This window comes from Paenibacillus riograndensis SBR5, assembly GCF_000981585.1.
Taxonomy (GTDB): domain Bacteria; phylum Bacillota; class Bacilli; order Paenibacillales; family Paenibacillaceae; genus Paenibacillus_AQ; species Paenibacillus_AQ riograndensis.
On sequence record NZ_LN831776.1, the window covers coordinates 6,995,784 to 7,010,334 of the forward strand.

The following is a 14,551-nucleotide window of genomic DNA, read 5'->3' on the forward strand; positions in this document are numbered from 1 at the left end:
CAACTCCTTTCTACCAGAGGCTGTTCTCACTGGTGCGTTTGGCAATCCTGTTGACGGTAACCAGCAGAATAACGTTGACTACCGAGTTGAACAAACCGACAGCCGTCGAAAAGCTGTACTGGGCGTTGACCAGACCGGCGCGGTATACATAGGTGGAAATCACATCAGACGCCTCCATATTGAGCGAGTTCTGCAGCAGCAGAATTTTCTCAAAGCCCAGCCCCAGAATATTGCCCATATTCAAAATCAGCATAATCGTAATGGTGGGCACAATCGTCGGCAGATTGATATGCAGCACCCGTTTGAGCCGGCTCGCCCCGTCCACGATGGCCGCTTCATGCAGCTGGGGATCCACGCCTGACAGTGCCGCCAGGTAAATAATGGTCCCCCACCCTGTACTCTGCCAGACACCCGAGAAGACATACACGGTTTTGAACCAGGCCGGATCGGTCAGAAATTCCGCAGGCTGAAAGCCCAGGAACTCGATGACCCTGACAATCATTCCGCTGGAGGGCGATAAAAAGGTAATGATCATCCCCGCCATAACGACTACAGAAATGAAATGCGGCGCATAGGTAACCGTCTGGACTGACTTTTTGAAAGGGCCGTTCCGGACTTCGTTGAAGGCCAGCGCCAGAATAATCGGCAAAGGAAATCCGACCGCCAATTCATAGAAGCTGATGCTGAAGGTGTTCCACAGCAGATCCCAGAAAAAATAGGAATTAAAAAACCGTTCAAAATGGTCAAACCCAACCCACGAGCTGCCCGTGATTCCTTTGGAAGGCACAAAGTTCTTAAAAGCGATCTGGATGCCGTACATCGGGCCGTAATGAAAGATGAGGAAATACAGTAATGCCGGAGCCATGAACAGGTAGAGCTCCCAGTTTTGCCAGATCCTTTTGCCGAGGGTCTTATTCCCTTTCATTGTTCCACTCCTTTCTATGTTGGTTAGTCATGACATTAAGCCGTTTAGCTGCTTCGCATCTCCACATGCAACTCCTGCTAACGCTTACATGACAAAGTGTAGAGAACCAAAGTTCACACCGTAAATATGTAGGATCTGCATTGTCATGTTAACGGAAGGCAAAACCGCGCTGTATCAGCTATTGCCGCCCTTCTTTTTCTGCGTTGCCTCCTGATGCCGCCGCAGCGGAAATGTGTGAATTATGAACCGCTTCTGCGTCTGCAAAAGTTACATATTGTCGTCACGGGGCAGGTATGCAAACATTTGCTACGAATGCCTGACTAAATGATTGACTGACGATTAGGAGGTTTCTGTCATGACCCGTACAACCGCTCACCTGATCTCCCACACGCATTGGGACCGGGAATGGTACATGCCTTATGAGCGTCATCATGTGCTGCTGGCCAAGCTGATGAATGAACTCCTGGAGACCCTGGAAAAGGACGAGCATTATCGTTATTTCCATCTGGACGGACAGACCATTATCATTGAAGACTATCTTCAGATTCACCCTGAGAAAAAAGAAATTCTGGAGCGCTTCATCCGCGAAGGACGGATTGTCATCGGTCCCTGGTATGTGCTGCAGGATGAATTCCTGACCAGTTCAGAGGCCAATGTGCGCAATCTGCTGACCGGCCATCAGGATGCCGCGAAGTATGGAGTGATCTCGAAGCTGGGCTATTTCCCGGATTCTTTTGGCAATATGGGACAGGCCCCCCAGCTGCTCCGGCAGGCGGATATTGAGACTGCGGTGTTCGGACGCGGTGTAAAGCCGACAGGCTTTGACAACATGGTAGGCGAGCTGAACAGCGCAAGCTATGAATCGCCTTATTCCGAAATGTTCTGGGAGTCCCCCGACGGCTCACGCGTACTTGGGCTGCTATTTGCCAACTGGTACAGCAACGGCAACGAAGTCCCGGCCGGACCGGAGGAAGCCAAAGTGTTCTGGGACAAAAAGCTTGCCGATGCCGGCAAATATGCGTCCACGCCTGAGCTGCTGTTCATGAACGGCTGCGATCATCAGCCTGTGCAGCGTAATCTCTCAGATGCCCTGGAAACCGCCAAGGCGCTGTACCCGGATGTGGATTTTGTCCACTCCAGTTTTGAACAATATTTGGAGGCGCTTAAGCCCTCGCTGCCAGCCAATCTCGTGATTGTAAACGGTGAACTGCGCAGCCAGCATACAGATGGCTGGGGGACGCTGGTCAACACCGCTTCCGCCCGTATCTACCTGAAGCAGATGAATCAGCGGGGACAGACACTGCTGGAAAAAGGGGCCGAGCCTCTGGCCACGCTGGCTTATCTGGCCAGCGGACAGGCCTACCCCCACCAGTTGCTGAACTATGCCTGGAAGACCCTGATGCAGAACCATCCGCATGACAGTATCTGCGGATGCAGCGTCGACGAGGTCCACCGGGAAATGACCGGGCGCTTTGAGAAGAGCCGGCATGTGGGCGAAGCCATTATAGAGGAAAGCCTGAAAGCCATTTCCGGACAAATCGGAACATCCGGCGTGGCTTGCTGGGGAGCATCCGGCATTCCCGTAACCGTCTTCAACACGACAGGCTGGGACCGCACCGGGACGGTAAGCGTGGAAGTGATCGCCGCCAAGCGTTATTTCAAGGAGGGGCCGAATCCTGCGGCAATTGCCGAAGCACTGGACCAATTGCCGCTTGCGCTGGACAGCGGCCGGCTGGTGGATGCAGACGGACAAGTCCTTGCCTGCCGTGCGGAGGATATGGGTACCCGCTTCGGGTACGAGCTGCCGGACGACCAGTTCCGCAGGCCATACATGGCCCGCACACTCCGCCTGACCTTTGAAGCCGCACAGGTGCCGCCGCTCGGCTACAAGACCTACGCGTGGATACAGCCGCCGGGTGAGTCCGCCGGGGCTCCCGCCAGTCCGCTGACGCTCACGGAGTCCGGCATGGCCAACAACTTCCTTGCCGTTCATATCCGGGAGGACGGCTCCTATGATGTGACGGATAAGCGCACCGGCCGGGTATATGAAGCACAGGGCATCTATGAAGACTACGGCGATATCGGCAATGAATATGTGTTCCGCCAGCCGGAGGGCGATGTCCCGCTGACGACACGGGGTGTGCCTGCCCGCATCTCGCTTGTCGAGCACGAAGCCTACCGCATTACGTACGAAATTGTGCATGAATGGGAAATCCCGGCTTCTGCCGAGGCTTCGTTCGAGGAGGAGAAGCGGAAAATGGTTCCGTTCCGGCAGCGCAAGGCCGGGCGTTCCTCTGAGCAGGCACCGCTGCGGATCGTGACCCGGGTCAGCCTGGAGGCTGGCGGGCAAGGCGTACAGGTCACTGCCGCCTTCAATAACCAGGCCAAGGACCACAGGCTGCGCGTCCTTTTTCCTACCGGACTTGCTGCGGCCACCCATCTGGTCGACTCTGTCTTTGAAGCGGCAGAACGCGATATCAATCCGGCTCCGGATTGGATCAATCCGAGCAACGCCCAGCACCAGCAGGCTTTTGTCAGTGTGTCGGATGGCATGACAGGCTTCACGGTAGCCAACAAAGGACTGAATGAATATGAGGTGCTGCGCGATGGAAAAAACACGATTGCCATAACTTTGCTGCGCAGCGTGTCAGAGCTGGGAGACTGGGGTGTGTTCCCCACGCCCGAAGCCCAGTGCCTGGGTGAGCATACGGTAGAATTCGCCCTTTGTCCCCATGCCGGAGATGCTGTCCAGTCCGAGGCTTTTGCCTGGGCTTATCAATATCAAACCCCTTGGTTCGCCGTCCAGACCGGCTGGCAGCAGGGTTCATTACCTGCGGTATATCAGCCGCTGGAGTGGCAAGGCCGCACGCTGGCCCTCTCTGCGTTCAAAATGTCGGCGGCCCATGAAGACATTATCCTGCGGTGGTACAATCTGGCGCACAAGGAGCAGGAATTTACGCTGAAGGCCCATTTTCCCGTGGAGGCTGTATATGCCAGTGATATTCTGGAGCGGCGCAAGCCACCGGAGCAATTAGAAGAAGGGATGCTTCGCAAGGCTGTGGGCCCGGCCCAAATCGTCACCTGCGCGTTAAATCCGCTTCACCCCCAACCTTAAATTATGTTCAGGAGGAGTTTGACTATGAACCTGCCAGCTTCCATTACCCAATATCTGAGTGAAGCCGACGAACGGCTCGCCCATCATCCGAAACTGCAACAGTTGTTCCGCAACTGTTTTCCGAATACGCTGGAGACCACAACCAAGCTGCTTGACGACGGCACCACCTTCGTATTCACGGGCGATATCCCGGCCATGTGGCTGCGTGATTCCACCGAGCAGGTGCGCCACTATATTCCTTTTGCCAAAAATGACCCTGAACTCCAGCGCATCCTCCGCGGCCTGATCGCCCGGCAGATGTTCTATGTCAACATTGATCCGTACACCAATGCCTTCAATGAAACGGCAAGCGGCAAGCACTACCGGGACACCGATGACTGCAATCTGAATCCGTGGATGTGGGAGCGCAAATATGAACTGGACTCCCTCTGCTTCGTTGTGCAGCTGGCTTATATGTACTGGAAGGAAGCGGAGCAAACAGATATCTTCGATGCCGCCTGCTATCAGGCGCTGACCTCCATCGTGAATGTGATCCGCACGGAGCAGCAGCACGGGGAGAAATCCCCGTACCATTTTATACGCCAGACGCTTCAGGATACGGAGACTTTGTACAATAACGGGCGCGGCATGCCCGTCAACTATACCGGTTTGAGCTGGTCGGGATTCCGTCCAAGCGATGACAGCTGCGAATTCGGCTACAACATCCCTTCGAATATGTTCGCTGTGGTGATCCTGGGGTATATCCGGGAGATCGCAAGCGAGGTATACCACGATGAACGGCTTGCGGCACAAGCCGCACAACTGCGCAAGGAGATCGACTTCGGCATCCGTACGTACGGAATCGTGAACCATCCGAAATACGGCAAAATTTATGCCTATGAAACGGACGGCTACGGCAATTATTCGCTGATGGACGATGCCGGCACTCCGGGGCTGCTGTCCATTCCTTATATTGGTTATGTGGGTGTGGAGGATGCCGTCTATCAGAATACCCGCCGGTTTGCCCTCAGCTTTGACAACCCCTTCTATTTCGAAGGCAAGCATGCCAAGGGAATCGGCAGCCCGCATACGCCGGGAGGTTATGTGTGGCATATGGCGCTGTCCATGCAGGCGCTGACGGCCGACAATGATGAAGAAATGAAAGAGCTGATCGACATGCTCATCCGTACCGATGCGGGTACCGGGTATATGCACGAAGGCTTCCACCCGGACGATCCCTCCGACTTCTCGCGCGAGTGGTTCGCCTGGTCCAACAGCCTGTTCGCCACGCTGATCAGCAGGGCCATGGAGAAGGGGCTGGTCTAGAGGCCATGGTCTGCCAAGAACAAGGGAACTGCCGGCAATGCTGCGGTCAAGAATTGGCAGAGCATAAATTGACAAAGTATCTATTGGCAGAGCATCTATTGGCAGTGCATCTATTGGCAAAGTAGAAGCACACAAAATCACCCTGACGGTTACGCGGCATCACACTTAGCTGCAAAGCCTACAGTGCTTGAAATGTTGCTCATTGTGCAGGATTCTCGCCAACATAGCCAACATAGTCCAACATAGCCCGATTAGAACGAATATTGTTGCTCATTGTGCAGGATTCTGCCGTGTTGTCGCAATCAGGGTAACATCTTCCGCACAGTAAGCAGAAACGGTACCGTCCTGTAAAAGGACGGTACCGTTTCTGCGCGAATTAGAAGGATGATTTGCGGCGTGAAACATATAAATCCTTTGAACAAGTTCGCCTTCGCTGCTTCAACAACGGTATTTCTGCCGTTGTTTTCGGGCAAGCCGCCTAGCCAGGCGCAACATTTCCTCTCACATTTCTCCCGACTAGGCTAGTAACTAATCCAAGTGGAAAAAGTAAACTTAAATCGCTCCATCCCGCTTCCCCGCTAATGTTAAGTGGAAAAAGGACAACTAATTTGCCCCATTCGCCTGCTTACCCGTGAATTTGTTCATTTTAAGTTTACTTTTTCCCACTATTCCTTCTTTAAGAGGCTTTTTTGTTTCATTTAAGTATACTAATTCCACTTCACTTCATAACATTTAAACCCTTATATTTTAAGCAAAAACGGCTGCGCCATCCTTGATACAAGGAGGGCCGCAGCCGTTTGCCTGGTGTCAGTAGCCGCTCTGGCTTTGCTCGCCTTTGGCGATAGCCACACCCCCGCTGGTGCCGATACGGGTTGCGCCTGCGCCAACCATGATCAGCGCATCCTCCGCGCTGCGCACACCGCCGGAAGCTTTGACGCCGATGTCAGGGCCAACTGCGGCACGCATGAGCGCGATGTCTTCCTTGGTTGCGCCGCCGGTGGAGAATCCGGTCGACGTTTTCACGAAGTCGGCTCCGGCTTCTACGGCAAGCTTGCAGGCACGGACCTTTTCTTCATCCGTAAGCAGGCAGGTCTCAATGATCACTTTGGTCAGTGCTTTGCCGCGGGCTGCACCGACAACTGCAGCGATATCCCGCTTCACCAGTTCATTGTCCCCGTCCTTCAGTGCGCCGATGTTGATAACCATGTCCACTTCTCCCGCCCCGTTCGAAATCGCGTTTGTGGTCTCAAATGCCTTGGTTTCCGGTGTCGAAGCGCCCAGCGGGAACCCGATAACCGTGCATACCTTCACTTCAGGCGTATCCTTCAACACCTCGTGCGCTGTAGCAACCCAGGCCGGGTTCACGCAGACCGAAGCAAATGTATACGTCTTGGCCTCTTCCGCCAGCTTGATGATATCTTCTTTACGGGCATCCGCCTTCAGCAGGGTGTGGTCAATGATCCCGGATAGTGTGTTTGTACTCATTGTGAATTCCTCCATGATAATCGGTAGTAGACTTCGCATTCTTAGTAATCATACCAATACTATAGCCCTTTGGAAAGCTGTACGGCAGTATAAACAACAGCCCTGCTTCCCTAAGGAGCAAGGCTCTTGTTCACTTGTAACTGCGCAGGAGAAGGTCTTTCTTATTTCTGCGTCAGCGACTGTACATCGACAAATGGCGTAGCGCCGCCAGTGACGCTCGGGAGCACACCGTTCCATTTCTCCAGCGCCTTCTCCTGCACCTCGATTTGTTTCAGCTGCACCAGCTCCGGAGTTACCTCCTGCTTCTTGAGCCGCAGCGATTCGGCTTCCGCCTGGGCCTGGGCGATCTTCTGCTTGGCTTCGATCTCGACCCGCCGCAGATCATTTTCGGCCTTCAGCGCCTGCTGCTGGGCAACTTGCTTGGCTTCAATCGACTGGTTGAAGGCATCCGAGAATTTGAAGTTCACAATATTAATGTCATTTACGACCAGATCATATCTGCCCAGCCGCTTGGTCAGCAGCTCGCTGATTTCTCCTGCAACGAGATCACGCCGGGTGATGAGGTCCTCTGCAGGATATTTGGCAGTAACCTCCTTCACAATTTCCTGAATCGCCGGATTAATAATGACTCCATCGAAATTCCCGCCGATATTATTCATGAGATTATAGGCGGAATCCTTATTGACGGAATAGTTGACGGCCACATGCGTGGATACAGGCTGCAAATCTTTGGACGACGCGGATGTATCCGTCTCGGCCTTGGTAACCTGCGTATTGACCTGAATGACTGTCTGAATGAACGGAATTTTGAAATGGATGCCGGGCGAGAGCATATTGTTGTTGAGCTTGCCGAAGGTTTTGTATAGACCCACATGGCCGTACTCCACAGAAGTAAACGCGTTGCCCCCAATAATCACTACCAATAAGACCGCAACAACAATGCTAATAATTTTGCCTGGACGAACCTGCTTAAGTTTCGGGTTAACCTCCACTTTCATCTGCCTCCCTCTGAATTATGGTTAATCCTTAACGGTTACCTTTCTATACGGATGAAAATGGGAAATCGTCGCAACGAATATCCGGTTCAGCGGGAAATAGCAGGATACTTAAGAGCGCTCAGCAGATAAGGTTTTATATTTCAAAAAGAAAGAACCCTCCGCAAAGGGTCCTCTCTGCTAAAAAAGACTTATTATCTGGCGTGTCTCTGCCTATACCTTCACCTGGCGGATGGCTTCCCGCATGTCGCTCGTATTCGCGCTGATGGTCATCGAAGCCTCGTAGACCTCTTTGATCTTCTCCAGCTGAAGATCTGTCAGCTCACGGATCTGCCGGGTCTGCTCCGACACACCGCCGGCAATATGAGCCATGCTGCCTACCGTTGCAGCCACCTCTTCCGAACCTGCGGACAGCTGCTCTGCCGTTGCCGACACATCGGTGATCTGCTCAGCCACCTCACGAAAAGCGGCGGAGGCTTGCAGCAGGGCAGCTTCCGACTCCGCAGACATTCGCGCGCCTTCCTTGACTTCCTTGGAGACGTCCGTCATCTGCGTACCGATGCTTGCCGACGCATTGCCGATATGCAGCAATAAATCGGCGACCCGCTCCACCGACGCGGCCGAGCCCTCAGCCAGCTTGCGCACTTCGCCGGCTACGACGGTGAAGCCCCGCCCGTGTTCTCCGGCGCGGGCGGCTTCAATTGAAGCATTCAGCGCCAGCAGCTTCGTCTGATCCGCAAACTGCCTTATCGCAGCCAGCGCCCCTTCGATTTCTTCCGCATAGCTCTGCAGCAGCAGCGCGGTCTCCAGGGTCTGTCCGGTGGATAGGGAGATCGACTTCATCTGCCGGTTCATCTGGTGCATAGCCGCCTGGGAGGAATCCACAATCTCCAGTGCTTTGACTGCGGATTCAGAGACAAAGGCAGCAGATGCCGAAATGCGGGAGATGCCTTGCGCCATCTCGTCTATCGCCAAGGCGCTGCTCTGTGCCCCTTCCGTCTGCGAGCTGGCACCAGCGTAAATGTCTGCGATTTTGCCATTGACCGTTTCGCTCATCCGCAGCACATCATCGGCATTCCTGGCGAATGTCTCGGAGGAACCATAGAGAAGATCGGACGCCGTGGACACATGGGACACTATTCCCTCCACTCTTGTGTTCAGATCCCCCGACATCCGGAGCATCGCCTGATAAGCCGTTCCGATCTCATCCCGGGACTTCACCGGACGGGCGTGCAGAATCCGGGCTGCTTCAGCCAGATCGCCCCGGGCCATGGTACCCGCACTCTCTGTGATCGTACGCAGAGGGCGCAGGGCCCGGGACACGAACCAGGCCATGATGCCCAGTGCAGCCAGAGATAAGGCGAGAATGCCGCCGTAGAGCGGCAGGCTTTGCAGCAGAACATCCCGGGTCAATGTGCTGAGGACGGCGACATCCGTATCAATGCCCAGCGCACCGACCAACTTCCCCTGGCCGTCTCTCATCGGTACATACGCCGAGATATAATCCCCATATTCGGGGTTCTTGATCAGCGGCGTGCTGGCATTCTCTCCGGCAAGCACCGCCTCAACTGCGGCGTCCGGCATATCCGTATTTTCATTAATCGGCGAAGCCAGCGGATCGCCCTTGGGCCTGCCGTCAATCATCAGGAGCGGCTGATTCGCTTCATCAATCTTCACAAAGTATACATAACGGGCGCCGATCGACTGCCGGAACTGGTCCAGTTCAGCCCGCAGCGACCAGTACAGGTCAGTCTCCTGCGGGTCGTCCAAAAAATCGCTGAAGCGTCCGGCATCCGCCTGCGCAGCATAATGGCTGGCAATATTCATATTGTAGCTGCTGATCGTCCCTTTTACCGCTGATCCGGTGTTTACCCATTGAATGGCGATGTTTCCGGCAGCGATACAGAGAATAACGGCGGTCATGACACAGAAGATGCGGGCAATAAGTCTTTTTCTAACAAAAGAAAACATGGAGGCCTTCCCTTTCGTGCGCGGCAATTGCGTTCATAAAGTAGGGCATTCTTGATCCAGCAATGACAAATGTCCCTCTAACGGAAAATTTCGACAGCGTTTTTAAAAATCCTTTTTCCTGTATCAAAATATTCGCGCACAGGGCGGTTGCCCGAACATTCAAATTATAAAAAAGACCGCCCCAGCAGCCATTTTTGGCATTTGGGACAGCCTCTTAGTCTCACAATAACTATGATTCCAGCAATCCGACAACGGCAAGCGACAGAGAGTAGGGCGCAATGATCAGCAGCGTATCCAGGGTAAATGGAAGCTGCGGGAGATGGAATACCGGCAATGCCGGGGTGATGTCCCCCATATCGCCAACGGTTCTCACATCCAGATGGAGCACGATGCTGAGCACGGACACTACTATAATCGACACAAGCGCCGAAGGCACCGCCTTGGTGAACCGGGGAACGCTATAGATAATGAGCAGCGTAAGCACCACTAGAGCATACATCACCCAGCCCTTTCCGCTGAAATGAGTCAGCTGCGCCATAAAGATCAGAATAGCCAGCGCGTTGACAAATCCGGTCATGACCGGCTGCGGCAAAAAGGTGATAAATCTCCCCCGCTTCAGCATCCCCATAAGAATTTGCAAGATTCCCGCCAGCACGGTAGCGGCGAATAAATACTCTATGCCGTCTCATTGTACTTGACCTGCCATACCCTCCACAAAAGTTCAATCTGGTGTTGTAAGCGTTATTTATGACGATATTCCCGCTTTTTCTGCCCTATTCGTCCAAATTCTATATATTGAATTTTTTTGGCTTCAGCGGAGTCAGCGGTATAGTCCCGAAGCCTTGACTTCATTGAAGAAGGTATTGAACTCATCAATATTCAACTGCTGCGCAGCATCGGACAGCGCGGTAGCCGGATCGGGATGCACCTCCACCATGATGCCGTCGGCCCCGGCAGCGAGCGCAGCCTTGGCGCAAGGAATCAGAATGTCCTTGCGGCCGGTAGAGTGGGTCACATCGACCAGCACCGGCAAATGGCATTCCTGCTTGAGAATCGGCACAGCTGAAATATCAAGTGTATTGCGGGTCGATTTCTCATAGGTGCGGATGCCGCGTTCAATCAGCATAATCTCCATATTGCCCCGGGACATAATATATTCCGCCGCATGAACGAACTCATCCAGCGTCGCGGACAAGCCCCGCTTCAGCAGCACCGGTTTGTTCACTTCTCCGACGGCCTTGAGCAGTTCGAAGTTATGCATATTCCGCGCGCCGACCTGAATTACGTCCACATAATCAAGCGCCTCTTCTATATGCCGGGGATCGACGATTTCACTAATGGTCAGAAGACCGTATTCTGTGGCTGCTTCCCGAAGAATTCTCAGGCCGTCCATTCCCAGACCCTGGAAGTCATAAGGGGAGGTGCGGGGTTTGAAGGCTCCGCCGCGCATAACCTTCACTCCGGCCTTCTGCAGCGCTGCGGCAACGGTACGGGTCTGCAATTCACTCTCTACCGAGCAGGGTCCGGCAACCATCAGCGAGGATGGTCCGCCAACGGTTACACCCCCCGGCAGAACGATCACTGTATCTTCCGCGTGGTTCTTCCGGGCCACCAGCAGGGATTTCTTATGATCCGTACTTTGCAGATCAAGCGATGCGGAGAAAATCTGCTTGAAAAGGGTGCGGATGGTCCCGCTTGTGAAAGGCCCCTTGTTGCTTGCCACCAGCTTCTCCAGCATCTGTTTTTCCCGTTCGGGATCGAATTTCGGCACACCCTGCTTTTCTTTTACAGCTCCAATTTCCTGTACAACCTGGGCCCGCTCGGAGATCAGCTCCAGCAGTTGTCCGTTGATTTCATCCAGGCGGGCTCTCAGCCCTTCCAATTCCACATTGCTCATTACCTTCCACTCCTTTTTGTAAAATGAATTTGATGATGAACGCAAAAAGGCCCCCGTCGCAAGGGACGAGGAGCCGTGGTACCACCCTAATTTAGAAATCAATCACTTCTGACGGTTCAGCACATCAAACACTTCAGGCAGAAATCAACTCTATCTTACACCCTTTAACGCGGAGCGCGGGCCTCCCTACGCATACCTGCTGCAGCAGTGTACTTCAGGGGCCGACTCGGAAGTGAACTTCAGCGCAAACCGTCTCTTGAGGGTGCTCTCAGTCTCCGGCACACCTTCCCTGTTAAGATCCGTTCCCCGCGCTTACTCTCTCCGTCATCGTCATTTCATTATGGCTGGCACCTCAAATGTGCCAGTTTCTGCTATCTTAATCAAAATATGATCCACATGCAAGACATTTATTCACAATATAACCTGCCTCAGAAAAATTTGCCGACGATATTCGTAATCGCTTCGCTCCGCAAAGGCTTGCTGATATACTCATCCATACCGGCGGCCAGGCACAGCTCACGGTCACCTTTAAGCGCATTTGCCGTAACGGCAATAATGACCGGCTGCTTGTCTGGCGGCAGCGTTTCTTTGATCGCCTGCGTAGCTTCCAGGCCGTTCATGCGCGGCATCTGCACATCCATAAAAATAAGATCGTAGCTCTGCTCGCGGGCCATCTCCATCACCTGCAGGCCGTCTCCCGCAACATCGACAGAATAGCCGCGTTTCTCGAGAATTTTCCGCAGCACAATCTGATTGATTTCATTATCCTCCGCGACTAGAATCCGCAAGGACCGTTCGCCAGAGAGCGCTTCGTCCCCCTCAGTGCCGCTTGCGGAGTCTGGTAAGCTGCCGCTTTCCTCCCGGAGCTTCACGGTGAACACAAAAGATGCGCCTGTTTCTACTGTAGTATCCAGAGCGATTGACCCCCCCATCATCTCCACGAGCTGCCTGGTAATCGCCAGTCCCAGACCCGTCCCTTCATGCCGCCGGTCTATGAAATGATCCAACTGGTAGAAGGGCTCAAACAGCCGGCTGCGGGAGCTCTCGGGAATGCCAATACCGGTATCCGCTACGGTGAATTCAAGTGTTACGCTTCCCCCGGCTCGTGCCAGTACCCGCAACGTCACCTTAATCCCGCCGGTGTAGGTAAACTTCACGGCATTTCCCACCAGATTGAGCAGGATCTGCTTCAGCCTTTCCCCATCGCCGATCAGATGCTCCGGCACATCCGGACCGATGCTGACCTCAATCTTCAAGCCCTTTTTATCAGCTTTGTGCTGCAGCAGCTCAAGCACCGAATCCACACAGGGCATAAGCATAAACGGCTCTTCATGCAGAATGGTTTTCCCGGCCTCGATTTTGGAAAAGTCCAGCACATCGTTGATGATCGCAAGCAGGGTATCCCCGCTTTGGCGGATGATATCCAGATACTCTCTCTGCAGCGAACCCGGCTCACTCATTTCCAGCAGCAGATCGGTCATTCCGATCACACCGTTCATGGGCGTGCGGATCTCATGGCTCATCATCGCCAGAAATTCGCTTTTGGCCCGGTTGGTTTTTTCCGCAGCCTCTTTGGCAATCAGCAGCTTCTTCTGGTCGGTAATATCCTTAGCGATGATATAGAGGCCTACCGTCTCCTGGTTGATGATGATCGGTGCAATCGTAGTCAGCACCTCAACAGAGTACCCTTCCCGGTGCCAAATGTGGTCGATATTCACTTCTGCAGGGCTGCCTTCTTTGGAATAGGCAATTACCTCCCCAAGGTGCTCTGCGCCGATAATCCGGCCCACATTCATTCCGGCCAGCTCCGGGATGCTGTAGCCTGTAAGCTGGCAGGCCTTCTCATTCCCATTGATGATCCTCCCCTCAAGATCCAGGGAAATGATCGCGTCATGGTTATACTTTTTCAGAGAAGTATACCGTTCTACAGACTCCTGCAGCTTTTGTTCCACAATCTTGCGTTCTGTGATATCACGGCCTACGGCTAGCACACTGTACTGTGTGCCTTCTGCAATCAGCCGGAGCGTGAATTCAATCCACAGATAACGGCCGTCCGTATGCAGGACCCGAATCTGGACTCTCTGAAAATCTTGAGCTTCGGGGAAATGAAGCGCAGCCAGATCATCGGGGTGGATCAGCCCGCGGATGTCCCGGCCCACCAGCTGCTCTGAATCATAGCCCAGCACCTCGCTTACCGAAGGCGAGCAATATCTGCAGATATTGTCTGAAGTCGCATAATAGACCACATCCGAGATGTTGGCCACAATCTGCCGGTACAGCTTGTCCACAGGCGAAAGCGGCTCATCCGCCGGTTCTTCGGCAGCAAGCTCAGCGATATGGATTAAATAATACAGCTTCTCTCCGGTCGAAGGATTGCTGATAAGCGTCATATGCAGCTGCACCGGCACACGCGCTCCGGAGGCGGAGGACAAATGGACTGCACACTCGGCAAAAGGAGCTTCTCCAGCATCCAGAGCCCGCACCATGGCTGCATAGGATTCCAATGAATCCTCGCACACAAGCTCTCTGAGATGTTGTGACAAGAGCTGTTCCTTGGTAAATCCAAGCAGCGAAGTTACAGCCGGATTTACGCTGGTCCACTGCCCGTTAACGGAAAGGAATGCTACCCCGATCATTCCCGTTTTACATGCATGCTCAAAGTGGGAATATCCTTGTGCTTGCTGTCTTAACATGTAGTCACCGCCCGTTTGTGGAGTATCAAACGCAAGAATTTTATATAAAATCTTCAATATAAATATCTTGTATTATTAGGCGAAAGTCAATTGGTAATCTAAGCTTGGTTTCAATTGAACCAAACCGTTTTTCAGGCGGAGTTCTCCCCAGATCCACACCTAGCG

8 protein-coding genes and 1 pseudogene are annotated in these 14,551 nt (G+C 53.5%); 2 read left to right on the plus strand and 7 right to left on the minus strand.

Annotation, left to right across the window (positions count from 1 at the left end):
* Positions 1-10 precede the first annotated feature (10 nt).
* The gene (locus tag PRIO_RS29400) at positions 11-925 is read right to left on the minus strand and encodes an ABC transporter permease (RefSeq protein ID WP_020429535.1); all 915 of its coding nucleotides are present in this window, start codon (positions 923-925) and stop codon (positions 11-13) included.
* A 355-nt stretch (positions 926-1,280) separates the two neighbouring features.
* Here PRIO_RS29400 and PRIO_RS29405 point away from each other — a divergent pair, with 355 nt between their 5' ends.
* Together PRIO_RS29405 and PRIO_RS29410 are read left to right on the plus strand one after the other, a co-directional pair.
* Complete coding sequence (locus tag PRIO_RS29405) at positions 1,281-4,040, plus strand: alpha-mannosidase (RefSeq protein WP_046505817.1); 2,760 nt, start codon at positions 1,281-1,283, stop codon at positions 4,038-4,040.
* Between the two features lie 24 nt (positions 4,041-4,064).
* Positions 4,065-5,345 (plus strand): glycoside hydrolase family 125 protein, encoded by a 1,281-nt coding sequence (locus tag PRIO_RS29410; RefSeq protein WP_020429532.1) that lies wholly within the window; start codon positions 4,065-4,067, stop codon positions 5,343-5,345.
* 807 nt (positions 5,346-6,152) lie between these two features.
* Here PRIO_RS29410 and deoC read toward each other — a convergent pair.
* The 6 genes and pseudogenes from deoC to PRIO_RS29440 form a co-directional block, all read right to left on the minus strand.
* Positions 6,153-6,830 (minus strand): deoxyribose-phosphate aldolase, encoded by a 678-nt coding sequence (deoC, locus tag PRIO_RS29415; protein WP_020429531.1) that lies wholly within the window; start codon positions 6,828-6,830, stop codon positions 6,153-6,155.
* Between the two features lie 161 nt (positions 6,831-6,991).
* On the minus strand, positions 6,992-7,822 hold the full coding sequence (locus PRIO_RS29420; RefSeq protein WP_231869773.1) for a prohibitin family protein: 831 nt from the start codon (positions 7,820-7,822) through the stop codon (positions 6,992-6,994).
* Between the two features lie 216 nt (positions 7,823-8,038).
* Positions 8,039-9,796: a methyl-accepting chemotaxis protein gene (locus tag PRIO_RS29425; protein WP_020429529.1), complete on the minus strand. Its 1,758-nt coding sequence runs from the start codon at positions 9,794-9,796 to the stop codon at positions 8,039-8,041.
* A 232-nt stretch (positions 9,797-10,028) separates the two neighbouring features.
* A pseudogene (locus PRIO_RS29430) lies at positions 10,029-10,478 on the minus strand (SulP family inorganic anion transporter); the annotation flags it as partial.
* A gap of 138 nt (positions 10,479-10,616) precedes the next feature.
* The gene (locus PRIO_RS29435; RefSeq protein ID WP_046505821.1) at positions 10,617-11,693 is read right to left on the minus strand and encodes a bifunctional 3-deoxy-7-phosphoheptulonate synthase/chorismate mutase; all 1,077 of its coding nucleotides are present in this window, start codon (positions 11,691-11,693) and stop codon (positions 10,617-10,619) included.
* Between the two features lie 428 nt (positions 11,694-12,121).
* Positions 12,122-14,386: a PAS domain-containing hybrid sensor histidine kinase/response regulator gene (locus tag PRIO_RS29440; protein ID WP_020429524.1), complete on the minus strand. Its 2,265-nt coding sequence runs from the start codon at positions 14,384-14,386 to the stop codon at positions 12,122-12,124.
* Positions 14,387-14,551: the final 165 nt, after the last annotated feature.